Origin of the sequence: Candidatus Dorea massiliensis AP6, assembly GCF_964245105.1 — a bacterium.
In the GTDB taxonomy this organism is placed as follows: Bacteria; Bacillota; Clostridia; order Lachnospirales; family Lachnospiraceae; genus Laedolimicola; species Laedolimicola intestinihominis.
On record NZ_CAXTKW010000001.1, the window covers coordinates 76,018 to 98,542 of the forward strand.

The 22,525-nt window shown below is 52.1% G+C and carries 22 protein-coding genes and 2 pseudogenes; 2 read left to right on the top strand and 22 right to left on the bottom strand.

The annotated features are described in order from the left end of the window. Window position 1: 1 nt before the first annotated feature. The 8 genes and pseudogenes from hisZ to ACESZP_RS00455 all read right to left on the bottom strand — a co-directional run. Window positions 2–967 (bottom strand): annotated as a pseudogene (gene hisZ, locus ACESZP_RS00420) (ATP phosphoribosyltransferase regulatory subunit); the annotation flags it as partial. 49 nt (window positions 968–1,016) lie between these two features. Then, window positions 1,017–1,550, bottom strand: a complete 534-nt coding sequence (locus ACESZP_RS00425; RefSeq protein WP_178038116.1) for a Holliday junction resolvase RecU — start codon at window positions 1,548–1,550, stop codon at window positions 1,017–1,019. A 154-nt stretch (window positions 1,551–1,704) separates the two neighbouring features. Beyond that, a complete protein-coding gene (locus ACESZP_RS00430) occupies window positions 1,705–2,544 on the bottom strand; it encodes a PRD domain-containing protein (RefSeq protein WP_178038115.1) in 840 nt (279 codons plus the stop codon). Window positions 2,545–2,548: 4 nt separating this feature from the next. Further along, window positions 2,549–3,961, bottom strand: coding sequence for a glycoside hydrolase family 1 protein (locus ACESZP_RS00435; protein ID WP_499707672.1), 1,413 nt, complete (start codon window positions 3,959–3,961; stop codon window positions 2,549–2,551). Between the two features lie 88 nt (window positions 3,962–4,049). Next, window positions 4,050–5,975, bottom strand: coding sequence for a beta-glucoside-specific PTS transporter subunit IIABC (locus ACESZP_RS00440; RefSeq protein WP_499707673.1), 1,926 nt, complete (start codon window positions 5,973–5,975; stop codon window positions 4,050–4,052). 375 nt (window positions 5,976–6,350) lie between these two features. Then, window positions 6,351–7,391, bottom strand: coding sequence for an RluA family pseudouridine synthase (locus ACESZP_RS00445; protein ID WP_499707674.1), 1,041 nt, complete (start codon window positions 7,389–7,391; stop codon window positions 6,351–6,353). Between the two features lie 86 nt (window positions 7,392–7,477). Further along, window positions 7,478–8,080 carry a hypothetical protein gene (locus tag ACESZP_RS00450; RefSeq protein ID WP_499707675.1) on the bottom strand — a complete coding sequence of 201 codons (603 nt, stop codon included), beginning with the start codon at window positions 8,078–8,080 and terminating at the stop codon, window positions 7,478–7,480. A gap of 41 nt (window positions 8,081–8,121) precedes the next feature. Beyond that, window positions 8,122–8,880 (bottom strand): hypothetical protein, encoded by a 759-nt coding sequence (locus ACESZP_RS00455; protein WP_499707676.1) that lies wholly within the window; start codon window positions 8,878–8,880, stop codon window positions 8,122–8,124. 135 nt (window positions 8,881–9,015) lie between these two features. On the opposite strand from ACESZP_RS00455, the pseudogene ACESZP_RS00460 reads away from it, so the two are divergent. Beyond that, window positions 9,016–9,111: pseudogene (locus ACESZP_RS00460) on the top strand (MATE family efflux transporter); the annotation flags it as partial. 114 nt (window positions 9,112–9,225) lie between these two features. On the opposite strand, the gene ACESZP_RS00465 reads toward ACESZP_RS00460, so the two are convergent. Genes ACESZP_RS00465 through ACESZP_RS00515 form a run of 11 tightly spaced genes read right to left on the bottom strand, consistent with a single transcriptional unit; the run spans window position 9,226 to window position 19,910 of the window. Next, entirely contained in the window at window positions 9,226–9,930 is a 705-nt protein-coding gene (locus ACESZP_RS00465) for a class I SAM-dependent DNA methyltransferase (protein ID WP_499707677.1), read from the bottom strand. A gap of 19 nt (window positions 9,931–9,949) precedes the next feature. Beyond that, window positions 9,950–10,480, bottom strand: a complete 531-nt coding sequence (locus ACESZP_RS00470; RefSeq protein ID WP_499707678.1) for an NUDIX hydrolase — start codon at window positions 10,478–10,480, stop codon at window positions 9,950–9,952. Window positions 10,481–10,523: 43 nt separating this feature from the next. Continuing rightward, complete coding sequence (locus tag ACESZP_RS00475) at window positions 10,524–11,306, bottom strand: SDR family NAD(P)-dependent oxidoreductase (protein ID WP_499707679.1); 783 nt, start codon at window positions 11,304–11,306, stop codon at window positions 10,524–10,526. A gap of 18 nt (window positions 11,307–11,324) precedes the next feature. Next, window positions 11,325–12,149: a Cof-type HAD-IIB family hydrolase gene (locus tag ACESZP_RS00480; protein ID WP_499707680.1), complete on the bottom strand. Its 825-nt coding sequence runs from the start codon at window positions 12,147–12,149 to the stop codon at window positions 11,325–11,327. A gap of 12 nt (window positions 12,150–12,161) precedes the next feature. Continuing rightward, entirely contained in the window at window positions 12,162–14,117 is a 1,956-nt protein-coding gene (locus ACESZP_RS00485) for a YgiQ family radical SAM protein (protein ID WP_178039166.1), read from the bottom strand. A 3-nt stretch (window positions 14,118–14,120) separates the two neighbouring features. After that, window positions 14,121–14,801, bottom strand: a complete 681-nt coding sequence (locus tag ACESZP_RS00490) for an HAD family hydrolase (RefSeq protein WP_499707681.1) — start codon at window positions 14,799–14,801, stop codon at window positions 14,121–14,123. Next, window positions 14,786–15,508, bottom strand: a complete 723-nt coding sequence (locus tag ACESZP_RS00495) for a pseudouridine synthase (RefSeq protein WP_178039164.1) — start codon at window positions 15,506–15,508, stop codon at window positions 14,786–14,788. The genes ACESZP_RS00490 and ACESZP_RS00495 overlap by 16 nt, the downstream gene beginning before the upstream one ends. Before the next feature lies 1 nt (window position 15,509). Beyond that, on the bottom strand, window positions 15,510–16,907 hold the full coding sequence (locus ACESZP_RS00500) for an RsmF rRNA methyltransferase first C-terminal domain-containing protein (protein ID WP_499707682.1): 1,398 nt from the start codon (window positions 16,905–16,907) through the stop codon (window positions 15,510–15,512). Further along, window positions 16,908–17,720: a RelA/SpoT-related domain-containing protein gene (locus ACESZP_RS00505; RefSeq protein ID WP_178039162.1), complete on the bottom strand. Its 813-nt coding sequence runs from the start codon at window positions 17,718–17,720 to the stop codon at window positions 16,908–16,910. 13 nt (window positions 17,721–17,733) lie between these two features. Continuing rightward, entirely contained in the window at window positions 17,734–18,414 is a 681-nt protein-coding gene (locus ACESZP_RS00510; protein ID WP_499707683.1) for a M23 family metallopeptidase, read from the bottom strand. Window positions 18,415–18,461: 47 nt separating this feature from the next. Further along, window positions 18,462–19,910: an aminoacyl-histidine dipeptidase gene (locus ACESZP_RS00515; RefSeq protein ID WP_499707684.1), complete on the bottom strand. Its 1,449-nt coding sequence runs from the start codon at window positions 19,908–19,910 to the stop codon at window positions 18,462–18,464. 31 nt (window positions 19,911–19,941) lie between these two features. Here ACESZP_RS00515 and ACESZP_RS00520 point away from each other — a divergent pair, with 31 nt between their 5' ends. Next, complete coding sequence (locus tag ACESZP_RS00520; RefSeq protein ID WP_499707685.1) at window positions 19,942–20,910, top strand: nucleoside recognition domain-containing protein; 969 nt, start codon at window positions 19,942–19,944, stop codon at window positions 20,908–20,910. Here ACESZP_RS00520 and ACESZP_RS00525 read toward each other — a convergent pair. The 3 genes from ACESZP_RS00525 to rsmD are packed head-to-tail and all read right to left on the bottom strand — an operon-like array spanning window position 20,861 to window position 22,525. Continuing rightward, on the bottom strand, window positions 20,861–21,445 hold the full coding sequence (locus ACESZP_RS00525) for an ATPase (RefSeq protein WP_499707686.1): 585 nt from the start codon (window positions 21,443–21,445) through the stop codon (window positions 20,861–20,863). The two genes, ACESZP_RS00520 and ACESZP_RS00525, sit on opposite strands and share 50 nt — an antisense overlap. Window positions 21,446–21,476: 31 nt before the next feature. Beyond that, window positions 21,477–21,965, bottom strand: a complete 489-nt coding sequence (coaD, locus tag ACESZP_RS00530) for a pantetheine-phosphate adenylyltransferase (protein ID WP_178039157.1) — start codon at window positions 21,963–21,965, stop codon at window positions 21,477–21,479. After that, the gene (gene rsmD, locus ACESZP_RS00535) at window positions 21,962–22,525 is read right to left on the bottom strand and encodes a 16S rRNA (guanine(966)-N(2))-methyltransferase RsmD (protein WP_349165074.1); all 564 of its coding nucleotides are present in this window, start codon (window positions 22,523–22,525) and stop codon (window positions 21,962–21,964) included. Before rsmD ends, coaD begins: the two co-directional genes overlap by 4 nt.

Genomic DNA, 22,525 nt, shown 5'->3' on the forward strand with positions numbered 1-22,525 from the left:
GCTGCAGCTGATCCACCACGATGGCAAAGCCAACCGCGGGCAGCTCCCGGCCAAAATGGGACAGCAGGTTATCGTACCGTCCGCCCTTGGCAATGGGTTCGCCGTAGCCGTAAGAATAGGCATGGAAAATAATGCCCGTATAGTAATTATACTTGCTTAGCATGCTCAGGTCAAAGGTTACGTACTTTTCATAATCCTTTTCCTTCAGACCTTCGTAGATCTCCTGAAGCCGCTCCAGTGCCTCCAGTGCCTCCGCGTTGTCTGTCAGGCTTCTGGCTTTCTGCAAAGCCTCCTCGCCTCCGGTCAGCGTCGCCATCTCAAGGAAGGTCGCGCGCAGCTTTTCAGAAATATCATAGCTTGCCAGCAGCTCCTCCGCGCCGAACCGGTTCTTATCGGAAATGAGTCTCCGCAGACTCTCCTCCGCCGCATTACCGATACCGGCCTCCCGAAGCAGCGCCTTAAAGAACTCCACCTGGCCTACGCTCACCTGAAATTCCCGAAGGCCCGCCTCCTGCAGGGCTTCAATCAGCACCGAAAGCAGTTCCACATCAGACGCCACACTGCCATCTCCCATGAGCTCTGCGCCCATCTGGGTAGTCTCTTTTAAGCGGCCCTGATATTTGTCATAGTTGATAAAGGTGTTGCCCATATAGCAGAGCCGGATGGGGGTCTCATCGTGAAAATATTTGGACACGGCTCGGGCGATGGACGGCGTCATATCCGGCCTGAGTACCAGGGTGTTGCCCTCTTTGTCAAAGAATTTATAGAGCTCCCGGGAGGAAACTGTACCGACTTCTCTGGAAAATACGTCGAAAAACTCGAAGGTAGGCGTCTCAATACCCTGATAGCCGCGGCCCGCAAGGATCCGGTATAAAAGCTGCTGCAATTCAAATTTCTGTACGAACTCATTACCATAGATGTCCCGGACGCCTTCCGGGGTATGCAAAAGCGGATTTTGATTCTTCATCTTACTTTCTGCCTCCTAAACGCTTTACTGATTTACCATTATAAAGTGTTTAACCCGATTCGTCAATCACTTTCTGAATTCCGTCCAGATAGGGAACCAGGTAGCCGCCGTGGGGCGCAAGCACATACGACAGGTCAAGCTCGTCATGGCGGAAGCTCTTCCGTCCGCCTGCCTCGGCCCGCTCCCAGAATTCCTTCATTTTTTTATACGGAAGAAAATAGAGTTCATTTCGCTTTGCAAAAAGAATGATCAGGAAGGACACGCCGTCCTGACGCTCGAAATCGCCCATAAATTCCACCTGATGGGCATGAATATTCTGGAGTGGAAACGTGTCCGTATCGCATTCCTTGGCATCGAAGCACACGGGAATGCCCTGTACAGCTCCGATATAGTCCACGGTACTTTTCTGGTCAAAATAAGCCAGAGTAATGTGCCGGTGCTCTTTATCAATCTTAATGGGGGTAATGGGGGTCGGCACCTTCTGAATCAGCGCCAGTCCCTGTTCCCGGTATTTTTCATTGGTCCGGTTAATCAAATCCTCCAGGGTAGAACCCCTGAGCCCTCTGGAATTCCAGGTCGCCATAGTCAGGTCCTCTTTATCTGAAAATTTTTACGCGAATAAAATCAAATATCATTATAAATCGGAAGTCATGATAAAACAACCTCTGATTTCGGAAAAGCAAAGCCCGGGGATGCAAAAAGCCAGCTCCCAAAGAGCTGACTTTCCGTATTAATATTTAATCCTCTTCCAGCACCCGATGGATATGAAGTGCCAGATACATTTTTTCCTGGCTGGACAGCTTCTGGCGAAACTGCTCATATACATAGATCTGTATCTTCTCCACACAGGCAAATTCCTTTTGACAGATGGAATGAATCTGCTCATAGAGAATACTGTTCTTCTCATCCGGCAGCTGATTGCGGCTCACCAGACGCTGGGCGAACAGGCGCACATGGGTTACATACCTGGAATACGAAGTGCTGTCCTCGTTGTAAGTAATCCCAAAGGCATATTTTACAATATCCAGCACTGCGTCCAGAGTGCGGCTAATCAGAAGATTCTGACTGTTATAGGGATGGTTGAACTGGGCGTTGATGAAATGAAAGGCGATATTGCCCGCCTCATCCACCGGAATCTCCAGATCCAGACGCTCCCGCATGAGTTTCACCGCATATTCCCCCACCTGAAACTCCTGAGGATTGAATTTTTTCATTTCCAGCGTGTAAAAGTTCTGCAGAACAATGCCTTCCCGTACCCGTCTGGCCGCAAAGGATAGATGATCCGTCAGGGACAGATAGATATGATCCATCAGCTTCATATCGAACTGTTCAATGGCATAATCAATCACCGCCTTGGCCAGCTCAAAGAAGACGCTGTCTGTCTCTGCCGCCAGACGGATGATGTTCCGGGAGACCTCCTTGTCCTTGAGAACAAAGACCTTTTCAATCTCACTTTCCTGAAACTCATATCCTATGGACTTGTGAAAGCCGATTCCCTTTCCCATGAGAATAGACTCCTGGCCCGCGTTGTCCAGCGCAAGCACCAGTGAATTGTTCAGCACCTTAATTACACGCATGGTATTACAAACTCTCCCCGTTTGTCTTAATTACATTCTGATACCAGTAAAAGCTGTCTTTCTTAATTCTTCCCAGATCCTTCAGATTGAAGTCGTCGCGGTTGATATAGATAAAGCCGTAGCGCTTCCGGAAGCCCTGATGGGAACTTAAAAGATCCATCACAGACCAGGGGCAGTAACCCATCATTTCCACACCATCGTCGATGGCGTCGGAAATAGCCTGGATATGGCCGCGCAGATAGTCGATCCGGTAATCGTCATGCACGCGTCCGTCCTCGGTCAGCTCGTCCGCCATACCGAGACCGTTCTCGGTGATAATCAGCGGCAGATGGTATCTGCGATAGTACTCATTCAGTACAATCCGAAGACCCATGGGATCAATCTGGGCACCGTATTCGCTGGCTTTCAGATTCTCGTTTTTCTCGTCCCGGCAGTAGCCGTACTGGTCAAAGTCTACCTCATTGCCGCGGAAGACTCTGGATCCAACCGGATGTTCCTCGTCTGCGGGCAGATAGCTTGCACAGAGGGTACGGTAGTAGTTCAGAGCAATGTAGTCTATTTTCGCAGACTTCAGAATGGCTGCGTCGCCCTCTTCCATCTTCGGAACGATATTGCGCTCCTTCAGATAACACATATAGTAACCCGGATACTCGCCGTTGATGTGCATTTCCAGGCAGTAGTTTGTCTTGAACCAGTCGTTCATCTTCGCGGCCCATACATCCTCCGGCTTATTGGTCAGCGGATAGGTGCAGGTGGAGGATACGGCCGGAGCGGCCTTTCCGCCCTCAACCAGCTCATGGCAGGCATTGACCGCCAGCGCATGACCCAGGAACATATGGTAATCCATCTGGGCACGCATGCGGTCTGCTTCCCATTCGTCCTCAGTGTAGATATTCATACGGTTGTTGACACGGATCATCAGGTTCTGCTCGTTGATCATCTGCCAGTATTTTACCCGGTCTCCGAAAGCCTTATAGCAGACCCGCGCATAACGCTCAAAAGCGAAGGCACAGTCTCTGCACTCCCAGCCATTGTACTTCTCTACCAGAGCGTAGGGCAGATCGAAATGGTATAAGGTTACGAGGGGCTGGATGCCCTGCTTGAGCAGATAGTTGATCACATTATTATAGAAGTCGATGCCCTTCTGGTTGACCTCGCCGTCTCCGTCCGGAATGATGCGGGCCCAGGAAAGGGAGAAACGGTATGCCTTCATACCCATCTCTTTCATCAGGTCAATATCTTCTTTCCAGTGATGATAGAAGTCACTGGCCACCTTGCTGTCCGCCTGCTTGTCGGAACGCTTGAAGGAATTGTAATCGGCCACGGTCATGCCCTTGCCGTCCTCATCCCAGCCGCCTTCGATCTGAAATGCGGAAGAAGATGCGCCCCAGAGGAAATTTTCAGGAAAATTTGTCATGATAAGGTTCTCCTTTAAAAGTTGTAAAAGCCAGGCGGAAGTGTACTGACTTCCGCCCGGCGGATGTTTTTGTTACAGATTCAAACAATTACTTTACAGCTTTGATAACAACCCTGGTAAGGTCAGCCTTCTCTGCCGGAACACCGGTGACCTCTGCGAAATCAGCCGTATTGGAAATGATAACGCTTACGGTAGTATCATAGCCTGCCGCTTTGATCTTGTCAATGTCAAAGGATACAATCGGGGTTCCTTTTTTAATTTTGTCTCCTTCGTTCACATGCTTTGTGAAGCCGTCGCCGTTCATGGCTACCGTGTCCATACCAATGTGAATCAGAAGCTCTGTGCCGTCTTCGAGCTTCAGGCCCATAGCGTGAAGGGTCGGATACAGAACAGATACGGTACAGTCAGCCGGTGCTACCACCTCTCCCTTGGTCGGAAGAACTGCGATTCCTTTGCCCAGTGCCTCGGAAGCAAATACCTCGTCCTGCACCTCATTTAACGGGTAAGCCTTTCCCTCTACCGGAGAAGCGATTTCTACGGTCTCGCCTGTGTGAACCGGTGCGGTCGGCATAGCCAGGTCAGACTCCAGTGCTGCTGCGCCTGCCGGAACTGCGTCCACATCTTCAAAGCCTACGATGTAAGTCAGGATAGCCGCGCCAAAGAATGCCACTGCGATACCCAGTAAGTAAGCTACGAACTGTCCCAGGCTTGTTCCCTCGCCATAGTAGGACATAATGGTCAGAATACCATTATTTGCGAAACCTGTGTTGACTGCGTGGCCGATACCCATGATACCACCGCCGAGAGCTCCGGCGATTACCGCGCATACCATCGGCTTCTTCAGACGAAGGTTACAGCCGTAGATAGCCGGCTCAGTAATACCTACCAGCCATGCGGACAGGGATGCGGAAGCTGCTACCTGCTTTAAATCCTGGCTCTTGGTCTTCAGCATAACGCCAAGTGCTGCGCCTGCCTGAGAGAAGTTTGCGGAACCAGCGAAGCACATCAGGGTGTTGGTTCCTGTCAGGGCTACGTCATTAAGACCAATCGGAAGCAGTGCTCTGTGCGCGCCGAAGATAACGCATACGCCCCACAGACCGCCGACGATGATACCGCCCAGTACCGGACTGAAGCCGTACAGCGCATTGTAAAGGAACTGAATAATATAACCAACATAGATACCAACCGGTCCTACAACAGTCAGCATAACCGGAACCATGATAATCAGGGACAGACCCGGTACCAGGATGAGCTGCAGAATCTCCGGAATGACCTTCTTTAAGAATTTCTCCAGGAAATACAGTACAATCACGCCCAGAAGAATCGGGATAACGGACTCAGTGTAAGCAAATACCTTAGAGGACTCTCCTACGGTAAACGCCATCTTGATAACCGGAAGTCCGAAGATGGTGGACTTGGTAGCTACGTCCTGAACCAGTGCGTCAATGGTGGGATGGCAGATAAAGCCGCCCAGCATCATAGCTACAACAGTGCTGCACTTCAATGCCTTGGATGCGGTGTAAGCAAGGAAAATCGGCATGAAGTAGAAAATAACATTGGAGGCGGTGTTCATGATGATGTAGGTGCTGTTGGCTGTATCGAAGCCCGGCACCTTGGCAAATGCTGCCAGAAGACCCTTGATCAGACCTGCTGCCGCAATAGCCGGTACCAGCGGTGTGAAGATCTCGGTGATCTTCTGCAGAATCAGGTTGCCCAGAGGCTGCTTCTGATCCGGAACCTGCTCGTCTACGGAACCGCCTGCAACGGCGTCTCCGAGGATCGCTACGGTTGCGTCATAAATCTTTGTGACCTTTGCGCCGCATACCACCTGGAACTGTCCGCCGGAAACGACGACAGAGATAACGCCCTCCAGATGCTCTACCACGTCTTTCTTTGCAAGGCTCTCATCCTTCAGGATAAAGCGCAGACGGGTGAAACAGTGTGTCACCTGTTTTACATTGGCTTTGCCGCCCACATTGTCAAGAATGTCCTGGGCAATTTTGTTGTAATCCATGGTTTTCTCTCCTTTGTATTGTAAATGTGTAAAATATAAGGTTCTTATATCCGGCCAGAATATATGGTATCGAAAGACCTGGTACGCATCAGAAAATTTCACACAAAAAAAGACCCAGTGAAATGAATTTCCAACAGAAAACGCAGATACTGATACAGCTTATCCGCACTTTTCTATCCTCTTCATTTTCACCCGATCTTGCCTGCCTAACCAGTAACACGTCGTATGTGAAACCACGATGTAATTGTCTCTCAATCTGATAATACTTTAGCACAGGATTTTTTACTTTGCAAGTGTTTCTTAAATTTTTGTGAATACTATATGAATTTTTCGAAAAGGTTTTGTGTAGAATAACGAAAAACCGTGGCTTTTACATCAGCCACGGTTCAAAACGTTCATAAATTCTTTGGGAAGCGGCGCAATATACTGCTGCCCCGAAAGATTCGAAAGAGCTCCGGTGAGATCCGGAAGCTCCAGCCGATAGGCATGGAGAAGCTGGTATTTCAGACCGAAGTTTTTCCGGAATTCCGCGTTTATCTTCGGACTGCCGTATTTGGTATCCCCGATAAGCGGATGGCCGATGCTGGCCAGGTGCGCGCGGATCTGATGGGATCGGCCTGTAATCAGGTTGATTTCCAGATAGGTATAAGGATTTCCGTTGTAAGTCAGCTGTTTTAACGGCATATACTCGGTACAGATAGGCAAAGCGTCCTTTCTCTCCTGCTTAAAAATCTGTACCTGATTGGTCTTTTCATTTTTCTGAAGCCAGCCCTCGATGTGCTGTTTATCCATGACAGAGCCTGCAGCTATGGTGCGGTAGTATTTGTGCAGGCTGCGGATACGGAACAGCTCGTTCAGCTCCTGAAGGCCACGGAGACTCTTGCCTGCGGCTACCAGACCGCTGGTGTTGCGATCGAGACGGTTGCAGATGCCGGGACGGAAGCTGCGTAAGCTTTCTGCTGTGGCTTCGCCGGTTTCCAGAAGATGCTCCGTCAGGTATTCCACCAGGGAGATATCCGAGGGCTTCGCTTTCTGTGACAGGAGACCTGCCGGTTTATTAAAGAAAATGACATTTTTGTCCTCGTAGATGATTTCCGGTCGGAGCCTTAATGGGAGCTTTTTCTTTGACTTGGCTCCTGCTGCCATGGTCTCCTTTTTCCCACTTTGTCTGGTTTCGGTTCCCATTTCCCCCATCATACTGGAAAAGCCGTCTATGGTCTCGTCCGCCAGGAACAGCTTGATCTCGTCTCCTGCTTTCAGGCGCTCTTTTCCTTCCGCCTTTTTCCCATTCAGGGTGATATTCTTTTTGCGCAGCATTTTGTAAATAAAGCTGGCCGGGGCCTTGTCCATATATTTTCCCAGCAATTTGTCCAGCCGCTGTCCGGCTTCGTTTTCGCCTACGGTCAGAAGACGCATGGTTTCTCTCCTTTACATCCTATAAGTGAAAATACAGCAGGCCATTGATATTTAGAAAGCCTGCTGCATTATCGTTTTGCTCATTTTTACAGGGACAGTGCCAGAATTAACCCCCGGATCAGCTGCTCCCGGTTCAGGGACGGATAGCGCTCATCCGGCGTAAACGGGATCTCCTCCGGTTCCTTTTTCGCCAGGGCGTCCACCCGATCCAGATAGGCCTTCAGATCCGCAAACACATGCACATGGACACCGGAGATCCCATTCTCCTTCAGGATCTTGGTGACATGCGCCTCCACCGGTTTTAAGTCCGTATTTTTCAGTGTGGTGTAGCCTGCAATCTCATTTCCGCGGATCACCAGGCTATGGACAGGATAATTCTTTTCATAGGTGGTCAGAACCAGCTCATAAGCGTGCTCCATACCGCCGGTGTGTCGCTCCAGCTCCTCGTAGAGATCCTGAGGGATGGAACGGCGTCTGCAGAACACGATCACGTTGACCAGCTCCTTGCAGGCCGGAAGACAGCCTACAACCGCCACCACTGTGAACAGATTCAGGCGTGTCCCGGACGTCACATAGCCGACGGTAAAGATGACGGCGGGCAGCAGGAAAAAGATAATGGTCTTAATAATCTGCGCTTTTTTATGGGCGTCCGTATAGCCGTGGTCGCCTTTCTGGGGTACATTTCGCATAAATAGGTTCTCCTTGTAATTCCTTTATAGGATGACTTTGTTTATTTTAATGCTTTGATGTTCTCTTCTGTCAGATCTACCATGGGAACCTCGATCTGGCCTGCGTCTCCGATGCAGAAATCCAGCCAGTCTTTCAGAACGGTTTCGTCAATCTCCGTCTCCTCCCCGCCTGCCAGAGTCTGATAATAGACGTCAGGCTTATCCTGCTGACAGACAGAGCCCAGAAACTCATACGTATTCACTTCCTCGTCATAAATGAAGAGCGTAAAGGGCTGGAAATCACTGCCCTCTACGGTACTTGGATCGTGGCTCCAGTCCGCACGCACTACACCATTGTCATAGAACGTCGCAGCCGGGAAGCCGGTAAATTCCTCATGCACCGCGTCCAGCGCTTCCACAAAATCATAGATCAGGAACATCTGTCCGTCCGCGGACGCTGTCGTATAAGCGATCAGTAGCTCGGCGCGGCCATCGCCGTCGATATCGTAGACACCGTATTTATTTTCCGAAAGATCCAAGCCGTTATAATCTAGTTCTAAACCATTGGGGAACTGCTGATTATAATAAATATCATCCAGCACAGAACGGTAAGCGCTCTTTGCGGCGTCAGACAGGGTACCTGCGCCTGCCAGGATAGCGTCTTTCGTTCCATCGGTCTTTAAAGCTTCTTTTTCCTGATCTTCGGTTTCTTTGTTCTCCGCCTCGGCTTCCCTGGCGGTATCCGTTTTATCTGTGGTACCTTTACAGCCTGCCGCCAGCACCGAAACGCCCAGCAGCACAGCCAGCCAGTATTTCTTCATGATAAACTCTCCTTTTTCTGTCAAACCATTTCTGTCAAGGGGCTTCTCACCCGCATTTCATTATACGCAGATCTCCTGCATACTTCAAGCATTCTTTTTTGTGAGAAAGACAAAATTTCGCGGCTCAATGCCGGGCTTACCTGTATCCAGCAATCCATTATGAATCTGGGTATTCTGGCGGTCCAGGGGCTGGTCAACAGCTTCGGACCCGTCGTGATGGCTTCCTTCGCTCTGTCGGCGATTCCGGCCTTTGGAGTGGTCGGCATCTGGTGGTCAGTACCGATTGGATGGTTTCTGGCGGACGCGGTCGGCGTGGTGTATTATGGGATAAAGAAAAAAACTTTTTTATTTTCTTGCAATGATATACCAGGTTTTGCTGAAATTTCCTTCATTTTCCAGGAAATGATTGGCACATTTTTCCACCCGGAAACCGTTCTTTCGAAGCAGCTCACAGACGGCTTTCTCGTCGTGGACAATTTCTTTGATATTCTCCTCGAATTCCTTTACGCCATTTTCATAAACGGTGGTTTTCAGGTTGATGCGGCCATCCGGATCGTGGGTCACCATAAACTGGGTCTTGACCGTCTCGCTGAAATCCAGATCGATGGGTTCCGCCATCGGCACTTCTTTTTCATTCAGGATATCGAAAATGAAATAGCCGCCCTCTGCCAAATATGCAGATACATTCGCGAATATCCGATCCATATCTTCCAGGCGCATGATATGATTCAGCGCATCGCCGGTGCAGGTCACCAGATCAAACTTTTCATCCGGCCGATAGGTAATCATATCTGCCACCTCATAGGAAATCTCCGGATTTCGCTGCTTCGCGATCTCGATCATACCCTCCGAAAAATCCATTCCACTGGCCTCGATACCATCTCCCGCCAGAATCTCGCAGAGCACGCCCGTGCCGCAGGCCAGATCCAGGCTTTTGCGGACAGTTATCTGATACTGGTGAAGCCAGGTAAGCAGCTGTTCGCCGAAGGCCTCGGGAAAATAGTTCCAACCGAACTGATTGTATACTTTACAGAATGCGTCGCTGTACATAAACGTTCCTCCGTATCACTTATTTACATGGCGTTCCGCACCCATTGTCAAGAAATTTCAGCCAATCCAGTGCTTTTCCGTCCAGCATGCACTCCTCCAGCGTATCGCCGTCATAGGTAAGCTTTAATGAGAAAAATGGCGCCTCCTGAGCCAGCAGCTTAAAGAAAACTTTATCCCCCACCCAGAGCTCCAGGTCATCGATTTTATCCTTCGGGATCCATTCCAGTACGCCTTCCCGACAGTTGTAGTCCAACTCGCCGTCCCAGCCGGTGGCAGTGTAAAGACACATATACTGGGTCTCGACACCCTTCAGGGCGAAGGTGACAATGCCACGGAAGCGGTAATCGGTCAGGGTCAGACCGGTTTCCTCGAAGGTCTCCCGGAGCAGGCAGTCTTCGGGACTCTCGTAGGCTTCCGCATGGCCGCCCACGCCGATCCATTTGTCCTGGTTTACGTCGTTTTTCTTCTTAATTCGGTGCATCATCAGGAATTTGTCGTCCTGCTCCAGATAACACAGTGTCGTCAAGGTTCCGACTGTACTTTTTTCCATAATAAAACTCCCCTATCCATTTTTAATATGTTATTTTCCCGTTTCAGAAAGAAAACAGCATCGCTGACAACCGCGTCATCAGGCCCTGGGGCAGTACGCCGGACGCCGCGCGGACCAGCTTCATACTGCCGCCGGAGATGGATACGGCCTTGCCCTTTTCGGCGTCAAATAGGGCCTTCCGTACTACACGCTCGGGCTTTATCAGGAACAGGCGCTTGACCGGGTTCAGCTTAATGCCGCCGGTGGCGAAGAAATCCGTTTTCACCGGGCCCGGACACACGGCGGTCACGGAGATCTGGCGGCTGCGCAGCTCTTCCTTCATCGCTCTCGACAAAGACAGCACGTAGGCCTTGCTGGCCGCGTAGGCCGCGAAGCCCGGCTGAGGCAGAAAGGCCGAGCCGGAATCCATCTGAAGGATTCGGCTGCCCTTCCGGAAATAGGGCAGGCAGGTCATGGTAACGGCTGTCAGCGCGCGGCAGTTGACATCGATCATATTTAAGATCTGATCCACATCCTGGGTTTCCAGCTTCCCGGCATGTCCCAGGCCTGCGGAATTCACCAGAATCCGGATCACAGGCTTTTCTTTTTTAAGCAAAGCCGCAAGCTCCGCACAGGCGTCCTTTTCCGCCAGATCCATGGGCAGGGTCCGAATCGTCGTTTTATCCTTCAGCTCCTCCTGCAGTGTAAGCAATGCCTGCTCCCGTCTCGCGATCACCCAGATTTCCGATATGGAGCGGTAGCTTTCCGCTATCTGACGGACGAATTCCCGGCCCATGCCGGAGGACGCTCCTGTTACGATTGCGATGGATGCTCTCTTTTTTTCCATCCTTTCCACCTCCCGGTTTTATCCAAGCAGATATTTGTAAATGGCTTCCGCGCAGCCGTCGTGATCACAGTCCGCCACGGTGACATACGAAATTGCTTTCACCGAATCCAACGCATTTCCCATGGCTACGGCAAGTCCTGCGGCCCGTAGGACACTTAAATCATTGTCTGCGTCTCCCACGGCGATGCTGGCGCTCACCGGAATGCCGAGGGCCTCGCAGAGCTTCGTAAGGCCCACGCCCTTATCGACGCCTGTGGCAGTCAGCTCCAGGGACGAGCTCTCCGCATCTACCATTTCCACCGGAAGCGCCAGAGCCTGAATCCGCTCTTTGGTCCGCGTCCTGGATTCCATACTCTGATGATACAAATTGATTTTCTCCACCGGAAATGGATTGGCCATGTAGAAGCCATACAGATCGTCATGGGGCTCCACAACCCGGGCATGCAGCTCCTTGTAGATGCCCATGCCGTAGCGATCGATGTGGGCCAGTTGGTTGGTCTGTTCGATGGATTTCTCATCCAGGATGTGCAGCATGGCTTCTTCCTTCCAAGCGAGGCGGAAGATTTCCTTGACCACAGGGATATCTATGGTGTTGGAATAAATCACCCGCTGCTCCCGAAAATCGTAAACCATAGCTCCGCTGGTGCAGTTCACATAGCGGAGACCCGGGATCAGTTTCCGGAATTCTGTCAGCTCCGGGCGGCAGCGGCCGGTGGAAAGCACAACTTCTTTGCCTTCTGCCAGTGCTTTTTCGATGGCTTCTCTGCATCCGGGGCTGATTTCTTTTTTGCTGTTTAATAAGGTGCCGTCCATATCCAGGGCGATCAGCTGATATTGACTCATAAATAGCTTCTCCTATTTCTTCTTGTGTACATTCCGGATCGTCTTCTTTTTCGCTCCAGCGTTCTTTCGAACGTTTGTTTCTGTTCGTTCCGTGCGTCCGCCTGCTCTGTTCCCGGAACTGTTTTTCCGGAAATCGGTTTTCTGTCCACTCCGCTCTCCGGGTCTTCCTCCCTCCGGGCGAAGCAGGCATTTGGGTCCATAACCAATGAGATCCCGGCGGCCACATTTCTCCAGGGCTTCCTGCACCAGCTCCCGGTTCTTGGGATCCCGGTACTGGATCAGCGCCCGCTGCATGGCCTTTTCATGGGGATTCTTCGGCACATAGACCTTCTCCATGGTGCGGGGATCGAGACCGGTGTAATACATACAGGTGGACATGGTGGAGGGCGTCGGATAGAAATCCTGCACCTGCTCCGGCATGTAGCCCAGATCCCGGCAGTACTCGGCCAGCTCCACTGCCTCTTTCAGCGTCGATCCCGGATGGGAGGACATGAGGTACGGCACCAGATACTGCTTTTTCTGCAGGGTTTCGTTCATCTTTTTATAGCGGCGGCAGAACTCCTCGTAGACGCTGCGGTTCGGCTTGCCCATCTTCGCTAAGACTGCGTCGGACACATGCTCCGGTGCCACTTTCAGCTGGCCGCTTACGTGATATTCACAGAGTTCTTTCAAAAAACTCTGATTTGGATCCGCCAGCACATAATCAAAGCGGATACCGGAACGGATGAACACCTTTTTCACGCCGGGGATGGCCCGGAGCTTCCGGAGAAGGCTGATGTAATCGCTGTGATCGGCCTTCAGATTCGGACAGGGTTTCGGAAACAGACACTGCCGTTCCGGGCAGGCTCCGGCTTTCAGCTGCTTATCGCAGGCAGGCTGCCGGAAATCTGCGGTGGGACCGCCCACGTCGTGGATATAGCCCTTGAAGTCCTTATCCTTTGTCATAGCCCGGGCCTCCCGGAGCAGGGATTCATGGCTTCTGGCCTGGATGATCCGTCCCTGGTGGAAGGTCAGGGCGCAAAAGCTGCAGGCTCCAAAACAGCCCCGACAGCTTGCCAGACTGAATTTGATCTCCGAGAAGGCCGGAACCTCACCCTGCGTCAGACAGGAAGGATGCACCGCCCGCTGGAACGGCAAATCGTAGATCTCATCCATTTCCTCCTGGGACAAGGGTTTTGCCGGTGGATTCTGCACGATAAACAGATGTTCGGAATACTGCTCCGCCATCCGTTTTCCCCGGATCGGATCGGCATTTTTCTGCTGAATCCCGAAGCTTTTGGCATATAGAGTCTTATCGGCCTTCATACTCTCATAATCCGGCAGAAAAATCGCGTCGTAGATATCCTCTTTATGGCTGGTCTTGTAGACAGTTCCATTTACAAAGGTCAGATCCCGAATGGAAATTCCGGAAGCCAGCGCGTCGGCAATCTCCACGATGGACCGTTCGCCCATGCCATAGGAAATCAGATCCGCTCCGCTGTCCAGAAGCAGTGACCGCTTAAAGCCATCCGCCCAGTAATCATAATGGGCCATGCGTCGGAGACTGGCCTCAATGCCGCCTAAGATAATAGGCACATGCTTATATACATGGCGAATCAGGTTACTGTATACCATATCGGCCCGGTCGGGGCGTTTTCCCATAACACCGCCCGGCGTGAATGCGTCAGTCTTCCGGCGTTTTTTCGACACGGAATAGTGATTTACCATAGAATCCATATTTCCGGAGGAGACCAGGAAGGCCAGGCGCGGCTCGCCATAGACTTGGATGCTCTTTGGATCCTTCCAGTCCGGCTGGGCCAGGATCGCCACGCTGTAGCCGTGGCTTTCCAACACCCGCCCGATAATCGCCGGGCCGAAGGATGGATGATCCACGTAGGCGTCGCCGATGACATAGACAAAGTCTGGTTGCGTAATGCCCCGTTCCCTTAATTCTTCTTTTGTTGCGGGCAAAAATCCCTGCTGTTTCATGTATTACTCCTGTCCTGGTACCAACGTCTCATAGGTCCCGTCCAGCACCTGATAAAAATCGTGAATATAGTAATCTGCAAGCCGGCGGTTTTCAGACTGCCGATTTTTGGCATACGCGTCGTAGATCGAACATACTTTTGCTCCGGCTGCTTTCCCGGCCTGGGCTCCTGCGGGTGTGTCCTCAAAGACCAGACAGTCTTCCGGTTTCGCGCCAAGCTCCGCCGCCACCTTGAGATAGATATCCGGCGCTGGTTTTCCGGCCCCTGCCTCACAGGAGGTCATCAGGCACTGGAAATAAGGCGCAAGCCCCTGTCCGGCCACCACGGCGTCCAGAAGCTCCCGGCCATTGCTGGTGGCGATTCCGGCTTTGATTCCGTGTGATTTTAGGTATTCCAGAAATTCCCGCGCGCCTGGTTTTAAAGGCACTTCATGGGCGTATTTTTCTTTTGACATGGCGATCCACTCGGCCTTAATCACATCCAGACTATCCGGCAGGGCGAACTGCTCTTTAAAATACGCTGCGGTCTCCGAAAAGCTCATGCCCTCGATGGCCTGCTGAAGCCCGGGATAGACTGTCAGGCCATGACGGCCCAGATATTCCACGTCAATGGCTCCCCACATCCACATGGAATCTACCAGGGTTCCGTCCAGATCAAAAAGAACTGCTTTTATTCCGTCCAGCATCCTGTCTCCTCCTTCAATTTTCGAAGTTCTTCTTCCGTAAGGGGCCTGCACGCGCCGATCTCCAGAGTCTCATCCAGCTTCAGACTTCCCATGGAAAGCCGTTTCAGATATGTAACCTCACAGCCGATGACTTCGAACATCCGTTTTACCTGATGAAAGCGGCCTTCCCGAATAGTCACTTCGATCTCCGATTCCGGGCCGGACTTCAGAATCCGCAGTTCCGCCGGAAGGGTCTTTTTCTCATCGCCGATATCCAGTCCCTCCAGAAAGGCCTGCACATGTTCCGATTTCACCCGACCCTGAATTCTGGCGTAATAGGTCTTGTCCACATGGCGTTTGGGGGATAACAGGTAATGGGCCAGCTTACCGTCGTTGGTCAAAAGCAGCAGGCCTTCCGTATCCCGGTCGAGCCGTCCCACCGGGAACAAATCCGAACGAGCGTTCTCCGGCAAAAGTTCCAGCACTGTGTCGAGCTTTTTATCCTCGGTGGCGGAAATATATCCGGCAGGCTTATGCAGCATCCAGTACTCCACCCTGGAAAAGGACGCCTCTTTTCCGGCTACGCACACCACATCGCCGTCCTTTATCTTTGTCTCCGACTTCGTAACCCTTTCCCCGTTTACGGTAACTATGCAGCTTCGCAGCAATTTTTTTACTTCGCTCCGGGTTCCGTATCCCGCTTCGCAGAGATATTTGTCCAGACGCATGCTACCACCTCCATCCGGGATAATATTTATTCTTGAGCGTACCGTTTGCAAGCTTTCCCCAGCCTAAGGGGTACCCGTCCACACAGACCTGACACCAGCCTTTCGCCCCTCGCGCTGCCAAGTCCTCCAGATCCAACGTCTCACCCTTTAAATAGCGGAATACACGTTCATCGTCCGCTTTCAGGTCCACCGACAGGGCAAACTCTTCTTTTCGCAGATACATGGCCAGAGCCTGGCTGGGCTCAAAGCGCTTCTGTTTTACTTCGCCCAGATAGAGGCCTGTCCGCAGAAAGCGTAAGGAACGGATATTTTTACCCGTCAATGCCTCGGGCAGCACATATAATCGGCCATCGTAAAGGCGAAAACAACGGGCGTCCCATTTCACATGCAGATCCTTTGCGAAATCCAGCCATTCCTCCGGGAGCTTTTTCAGCGCACCCTTAGAGTCTGCCTTTTCCTTGTGCTTTGGTAACGTCGCGGCAGAATTATCAGAACATACATTCTTCTGCAGTAAAGCCACGAAATGTCCTTCACCATCTAACCGATGGGGAAACAGCCGGGCTGCGCCTGCGCAGGCCCCGAGCCCCGGCGCGAAGCCAAGCGCTTCCCGTTCCTCCGGTAATGGCAACGGCAGCAGGGTGAAGCCTTCCTCTTTTATCAGCCGCTCAATGGTTTCCTCATTTTCATGTTTCGAAAAGGTGCAGGTGGAATAGACTAACTGTCCGCCCGGACGCAGCAGCTTCGCCGCTGCAGTTACCACAGTTCTCTGAATATCCGCGTAATAATCCGGTCCCTTTTCCAGCCAGTCCTTCACCATGGACGGTTCCTTCCGGAACATGCCCTCGCCGGAGCAGGGGGCGTCCACGAGAATCTTGTCAAACCAGCCTTCGAAATAGGTAAGAAGCCGCTCGGGCGTCTCGCTGGTTACGAGAATATTGCCGGCGCCAAAGAGCTCCAGATTTTTAAGCAGGGCTTTTGCCCGGGAATTGCTGATGTCATTGGCAACCAGAACGCCCGTTCCACGCAGCTTTGCCGCCAGCTCCGTGGCCTTTCCGCCGGGGGCTGCGCAGAGATCCAGTACCCGGTCTTCTTCTTCGATGGGCAGACAGGCTGCCGGCGTCATGGCGCTGGGCTCCTGAAGATAATAAAGCCCGGCCGCATAGTACGGATGCTTCGATGCCTGCGCCTGTCCCTCCAGATAGAAGCCGTTCCGGGTCCAGGGAACCGCACGCAAAGAAAAGGCCGAAAGAGCCTGAAACTCCTCCGGACGCAGCTTCCCTGTATTGACACGAAGGCCGCGAAAGCCCTCGTTATGTTCATAGCTTTTCTCCCAGGCGTCATATTCATCGCCCAGGAGTTCTCTCATTTCCTGTAAAAAGGATTCCGGTAATTGTAACATTTATTCCTCCGTAGGAAGCGACTGGGCCCGATAGCCCTCCGCAATCATATCCAGCTGTCGGTCGAAGCGCTCCAGCTGATCGATGTCATTCATGGCGTAGATTCGGTAAAATTCGTCCTGAATCTTTAGGATCTCCCGCTTATTGGCCACCCGGTACAGGTTCTGGATATTGTTCAGGATATCCGCCACGATGTTCGCCTGAATCCGGAAGGAGATCTGCGCGTCCATGATCTCGCTGCGCACCGTGGACATCTCATTATCCAGGGTGATGATGGCGTCCGCCGCGCTTAAAAGCCGCTCTTTGATATGCTCCGGGATATTCCGCTTGTACTTATACTGGAGGGAATGCTCCACCGTGGCCCAGAAATTCATGGCCATGGTGCGGATCTGCACCTCCATCTGCAGGCGCTTGGGGCCGTTCAGCGTATCCACCGTATAATAAAGGATAATGTGGTAGCTGCGATAGCCGCTGCTTTTCATTTCTCGTATGTAATCCCGCTCCTGCTTGATTTCCATGTCCTTGCGGTTCCGGATGATCTCCACTACCTTGTCGATGTCCTCCACAAACTGACAGATGATGCGGATACCGGCCAGATCATAGATCTTCTCTTCGATATCCTCCAGATCAATTTTCTTCTTCTGACATTTATCCAGAATGCTGGAAATGGTCTTGACCCGGCCATCCACCTGCTCGATGGGACAGTAAAGTCCCCGATCCCGGTGCTCCTTGATCAGGTGGTTAAACTTAGTCATGACCTCCTTGACCGCCAGCTCATAGGGATTTAAAATCTCCCGCCACAATTGTATTTCCATATACCTCTCCTTTTCAGCCGGACGCGCCCCGGGATACCGTCAGCCGGCAGTTTTCCAGATAGCGCAGAAACCAGTAGGGATTCACTGCCAGTTCCGCAAACTCTTCATTTCGAAGATAGATCCCCAGATGCAGATGCACTGGGAACTGACCGGAAGTACCCTCCTGCTTTCCGTAGCCCGTATCGCCCATATAGCCCAGAAGCTGCCCCGCATTTATGACGTCGCCTTTCTGGAACTCCTCCGCGTAGGAGGAAAGATGGGCATAATAAAAATATACGTCGTGGATGCTCCGGACACCGATTCGCCAGCCGCCCTTTTCCAGCCAGCCGACGCTCTCCACCGTACCGTCTGAGATACTGATCACCGGATACACCCCGCTTTCGTTCTCCGGCGGCATCAGATCCGTTCCCTCATGGCCGCGTGTTCCGCCATAGGTACGCTCGAAAAGCCAGCTGTTCTCATAAGTAACGGATAGGTTTTCCTCTTTCCACTGGGGAATCGGAAAATATTCCAGATCTTTCCAGATATTTTCATACAGCTCATAATAACGCCGCGCAGTTTCCTCCGGGCGTTCCTGCGCCTGAGCCGTCTTAAAAAGTCCGGCCTGTCTCCGGATATGTTCTTCCGTACCCAGAATCAACAGACCAAGACCCAGCAGCAGTAACCATGCCCCCGCAGCTGAAAGCTTACGCATCCCGCATCTTCACTCCGCATCAAAAATGCTTACTAAATATTCTATGCTTAGCGCAGCTCTTTTAGAACCTCTACCACAAATTCATAGATCCGCTTTGTGGAAGAAATACTTAAGCGCTCCTTCGGCGTATGGATATCATACAGATTCGGTCCGATGGAGACACAGTCCAGGCCTTCCATCTTGCCGCTGAACAGACCGCACTCCAGGCCTGCGTGGATGGCCATAACTTTCGGATTCCGGTCATACATTTTCTTAAATACAGACACACAGGTATCCCGAAGTTCGGACTCATGACGGTACTCCCATCCCGGATAGGAGCCCTTCTCCTCGTAGGTTCCGCCCAGGAACTCCACACAGTGGCGGAGACGGTCGCCCAGTTCCTGCTTCTCGGATTCAATGGAGCTTCGGATGCTGAATGTGGCGGTCGCCTCTTCGTTGGTAAGACGTAAGATGCCCAGGTTCAGGGACGTCTGTACCAGTCCCGGGATATCCATGCTGTCCTTGATGACGCCGTTGGGTACCATATGAAGCACATACATCAGGATGGCCGCGCACTTGGGCGTCAGGGCCTGACCGCTTGCCTTTCCTTCGGATACGAAGCTTACGGTTACACCTGCGTCGCTTGCCGCAAACTCAGTCTTGTAAATGGCGTCGAGGGTATTCAGACGCTCTTCAAAGGCCTGACATTCCTCCTCCGGCACGTACAGTACCGCTTTCGTGCTGCGCGGAATCGCATTGTCCATGAGACCGCCGGACAGCCCGGCAATCCGGAAATTCACCACCTCGTCCAACCAGCAGAGCGCTCTGCCCATGAGAATATTGGAATTGCCGTGCTCTTTATGAATCTCTGCTCCGGAGTGACCGCCCTGAAGACCGTCTACGGTTACGGTGTAGCGTACGCCCTCAGTCTCCTGATAGACCGCCGGGATATGCAGAATGCCGTCCATGCCACCGGCGCAGCTCACGGTAAAGATACCCTCCTCCTCGGAGTCGATGTTGATAAGTCTGCGCCCCTTCATATGAGAAGCATCAAAATCCTTGGCGCCCAGAAGACCCACCTCTTCTCCGGTGGTAAACAGACACTCCAGACGGGGATGGGACAGGCTGTCGTCATCCAGAATCGCCAGTGCGATAGCGACCGCGATACCGTCGTCGCCGCCCAGGGTCGTGCCCTTCGCGTAGATAAAATCGCCGTCTACGGCCACGTCCAGGGGATCCTTCGCGAAATCAATAGTACAGTCCGCCTCTTTCTCGCATACCATATCCAGATGCCCCTGGATGATGACGGTGGGTGCGTCCTCGTAACCTGCGGAAGCCTCTTTAACGATGACCACATTGTTGAACTCGTCCCGGGACGCGGATAGTCCGCGCTTCTTCGCGAATTCCATACAATATTCTGCCGCGCCGGCCTCATTTCCCGATCCTCTCGGAATCTGTGTCAGATCCTCAAAATATTCAAATACCTTCTTCGGCTCTAATCCTTCCAAAACTCGCATATTGTTCCTCCTTGCTCTCATATAGATTTCTATGAGAAAAAAATTTATTTATATGACTGTCAGTCTTATCTTACTTGCTTTTTTGCTGCTGGCTCCGGTACAGGCCGCTGCGGCTTCCTCGGAAGGACTGCTGCTGTGGTTCCACACCCTGTTGCCAATGCTGCTTCCCTTCTTTATTCTCTCCCGGCTTCTGATCGCTCTGGACGGGGTCTCTGGCATCACCCGGTTCCTTGCACCCCTGGCACGGAGCTTTTTCGGACTCTCTCCGAACGGTTCTTTCTGCCTGCTGACGGGCTTCCTGTGCGGATACCCTGTGGGAGCGAAGATCTCCGCCGATCTGGTCCGGGAGAACCGTATCACACCCGAAGAAGGCGCGTACCTGCTTACCTTTACCAATAACCCAAGTCCCGCCTTTCTCACCGGCTACTGCCTGACGGAAGCGCTGGAGCTGCCGGAGCGTGTCCCTGTTTCCCTTCTGCTGGTCTATGGCGCGCCGCTCCTCTACGCGGCGCTGACCCGTCACAGGCAGACCTTTCCGGATCTATCCATAGAAAAAAAGACATCCGGATCTCAAATCAGCTTCAAAATCGTGGATGCCTGCATCATGGACGGCCTGGAAAATATCCTGAAGCTCGGCGGCTATCTCATCCTGTTCTCCATGCTGGCAAAGCTGCTGCTTCTCCTTATCGGCTCCCTGCCGCTGTGTTCCTGCCTGACCGTCGGTCTGCTGGAAATCACAAATGGCATTGCCCTGACCGCCGCGTCACCGATTCTTACCAAGCGCGCCGCCTGGGCGCTGTCGCTCTTTATCGTTTCCTTCGGCGGTCTGTCCGGTGCAGCACAGACGGAAAGCATGCTGCAGGGAACCCAGCTTTCGGTTTTAAATTATCTGAAAGCTAAAGCCGGTACGGCCCTACTCACCGCCTGCTTCGCCATTCTGTATCTTGGACTTACTGCTCTTCCTTTGGCGCTTCCTCTTCCGGCTGTTCTGTTGCGATAGCCGGTCCTAACTCTGCCCGGTTGCTTGCCAGAATCTCGTTGAAATTATTCAGAGAGTTCATCATAGATTCATAGCGTGCTGCGTGTCCTTCCATAGTCTGGCGAACCAGATTCTGCAGATTGCCCAGCATATCGTCGGTGTAGCGCATGGCCTGCATACGGAAGTTATTGGCTTCGATGGTGGCTGCATCCAGACGCTTCTGTGCCTCTGCCTCCGCGGCTGCCATAATTTCATTGGCCTGTACATACGCCTGCTGCATGATCTCATGCTCGTTGATCAATTCGGTCGTATGTATATTGGCCTCCTTGATAATCGCGTCTGCCTTCGCCTGGGCGTCTGCCAGAATGGCGTCCCGGTTAGCCAGCACTTTCTGATAACGTTTGATCTCCTCCGGAGTCTTCATGCGAAGCTCCCGCAGCAGCTCTTCAATCTCCTCTTTATTGACAATGATATTCGTCTTTGATAATGTCTGCGGCTTGCAGCCGTCAATGTACTCCTCGATCTCCTCGATGATCTGTTCGATCTTGCTGCTCATAAAACCGTTCTCCTCTCTATTTCCATTTTAGTTACGCGTAACGCTCCTTCATCCGCTCCCGGATTTTTTCTTCCACATAGGGCGGTACAAAAGCGGAAATATCGCCGCCGAAGGCTGCCACCTCCTTGACCGTCGTGGAACTAAGGTAAGCGTATTCCAGGCTGGTCGTAAGAAACAGCGTATCCAGATCCGGACTCATGATCCGATTGGTCTGGGCCATCTGCAGCTCATAATCGAAGTCCGTGATCGCCCGCAGGCCGCGCACGATAATATGGGCTTCGCATTCCTTCGCAAAATCTACCAGAAGTCCCGTAAAGGAGCGAATCTTGATATTCGGATATTCCTTTGTGACTTCTTCTAACATCTTAACACGTTCTTCCACAGAAAACAACGGAGTTTTGGCACGGTTGTTTAAGACACCCACCACCAGCTCGTCCACGATCCGGGAAGCGCGGACAATCACATCCAGATGTCCTTTCGTCACCGGGTCAAAGCTTCCTGCATAAATTGCTCTAATCATTCGTCATCCTCATCCATCTCGATAAAGAGATGCTTATTCGTCTTGTATTTTTTTACCTTGCGGATCCGGTAGCCCAGATCTTCAACCCAGTCTGTCTCTTCGTTCAGTGACGCCTCCAGAATAATGGTTGTATCGGCAGTCATCAGGCTGGAATTTTGAAGGTAACCAAGTACATCCCGCTCCAGTCCCTTTCCATAGGGCGGATCCAGAAAAATGATATCGAAGGGCTCTTCGCCCTCCAGCACCCGAAGTGCTCCCAAAGCGTCCATAAAAAATACCCGCGCCCGGTCATTGAGCTTCGTGAAGACCAGATTGTCGCCGATGCAGTCGTAAGCCTTCCGGTTATTTTCCGCAAAGGCCGCGAAATCCGCGCCCCGGCTTAAGGCCTCGATACCGATAGCCCCGCTTCCGCCAAAAAGATCCAGAAACCGGCAGCCCGGGATCTCCGGCTGCAGCATATTAAATAAAGTTTCCTTAATTCGATCGGTGGTCGGCCTGGTATCCAGCCCCTCAATGCATTTCAGCGGCATACTCCGGGCTGTTCCTGCTATTACTCTCAT

Coding starts and splice junctions, on each gene's coding strand:
- ACESZP_RS00425 (WP_178038116.1), bottom strand. CDS start 1,550: ATGGCGACCTGGAATTCCAGAGGGCTCAGGGGTTCTACCCTGGAGGAT.
- ACESZP_RS00430 (WP_178038115.1), bottom strand. CDS start 2,544: ATGCGTGTAATTAAGGTGCTGAACAATTCACTGGTGCTTGCGCTGGAC.
- ACESZP_RS00435 (WP_499707672.1), bottom strand. CDS start 3,961: ATGACAAATTTTCCTGAAAATTTCCTCTGGGGCGCATCTTCTTCCGCA.
- ACESZP_RS00440 (WP_499707673.1), bottom strand. CDS start 5,975: ATGGATTACAACAAAATTGCCCAGGACATTCTTGACAATGTGGGCGGC.
- ACESZP_RS00445 (WP_499707674.1), bottom strand. CDS start 7,391: ATGCGTCTTCTGACCGTAGGCGAAAACGAAGCCGGACAGCGGCTGGAC.
- ACESZP_RS00450 (WP_499707675.1), bottom strand. CDS start 8,080: ATGCGAAATGTACCCCAGAAAGGCGACCACGGCTATACGGACGCCCAT.
- ACESZP_RS00455 (WP_499707676.1), bottom strand. CDS start 8,880: ATGAAGAAATACTGGCTGGCTGTGCTGCTGGGCGTTTCGGTGCTGGCG.
- ACESZP_RS00465 (WP_499707677.1), bottom strand. CDS start 9,930: ATGTACAGCGACGCATTCTGTAAAGTATACAATCAGTTCGGTTGGAAC.
- ACESZP_RS00470 (WP_499707678.1), bottom strand. CDS start 10,480: ATGGAAAAAAGTACAGTCGGAACCTTGACGACACTGTGTTATCTGGAG.
- ACESZP_RS00475 (WP_499707679.1), bottom strand. CDS start 11,306: ATGGAAAAAAAGAGAGCATCCATCGCAATCGTAACAGGAGCGTCCTCC.
- ACESZP_RS00480 (WP_499707680.1), bottom strand. CDS start 12,149: ATGAGTCAATATCAGCTGATCGCCCTGGATATGGACGGCACCTTATTA.
- ACESZP_RS00485 (WP_178039166.1), bottom strand. CDS start 14,117: ATGAAACAGCAGGGATTTTTGCCCGCAACAAAAGAAGAATTAAGGGAA.
- ACESZP_RS00490 (WP_499707681.1), bottom strand. CDS start 14,801: ATGCTGGACGGAATAAAAGCAGTTCTTTTTGATCTGGACGGAACCCTG.
- ACESZP_RS00495 (WP_178039164.1), bottom strand. CDS start 15,508: ATGCGTCTGGACAAATATCTCTGCGAAGCGGGATACGGAACCCGGAGC.
- ACESZP_RS00500 (WP_499707682.1), bottom strand. CDS start 16,907: ATGTTACAATTACCGGAATCCTTTTTACAGGAAATGAGAGAACTCCTG.
- ACESZP_RS00505 (WP_178039162.1), bottom strand. CDS start 17,720: ATGGAAATACAATTGTGGCGGGAGATTTTAAATCCCTATGAGCTGGCG.
- ACESZP_RS00510 (WP_499707683.1), bottom strand. CDS start 18,414: ATGCGTAAGCTTTCAGCTGCGGGGGCATGGTTACTGCTGCTGGGTCTT.
- ACESZP_RS00515 (WP_499707684.1), bottom strand. CDS start 19,910: ATGCGAGTTTTGGAAGGATTAGAGCCGAAGAAGGTATTTGAATATTTT.
- ACESZP_RS00520 (WP_499707685.1), top strand. CDS start 19,942: ATGAGAAAAAAATTTATTTATATGACTGTCAGTCTTATCTTACTTGCT.
- ACESZP_RS00525 (WP_499707686.1), bottom strand. CDS start 21,445: ATGAGCAGCAAGATCGAACAGATCATCGAGGAGATCGAGGAGTACATT.
- coaD (WP_178039157.1), bottom strand. CDS start 21,965: ATGATTAGAGCAATTTATGCAGGAAGCTTTGACCCGGTGACGAAAGGA.
- rsmD (WP_349165074.1), bottom strand. CDS start 22,525: ATGAGAGTAATAGCAGGAACAGCCCGGAGTATGCCGCTGAAATGCATT.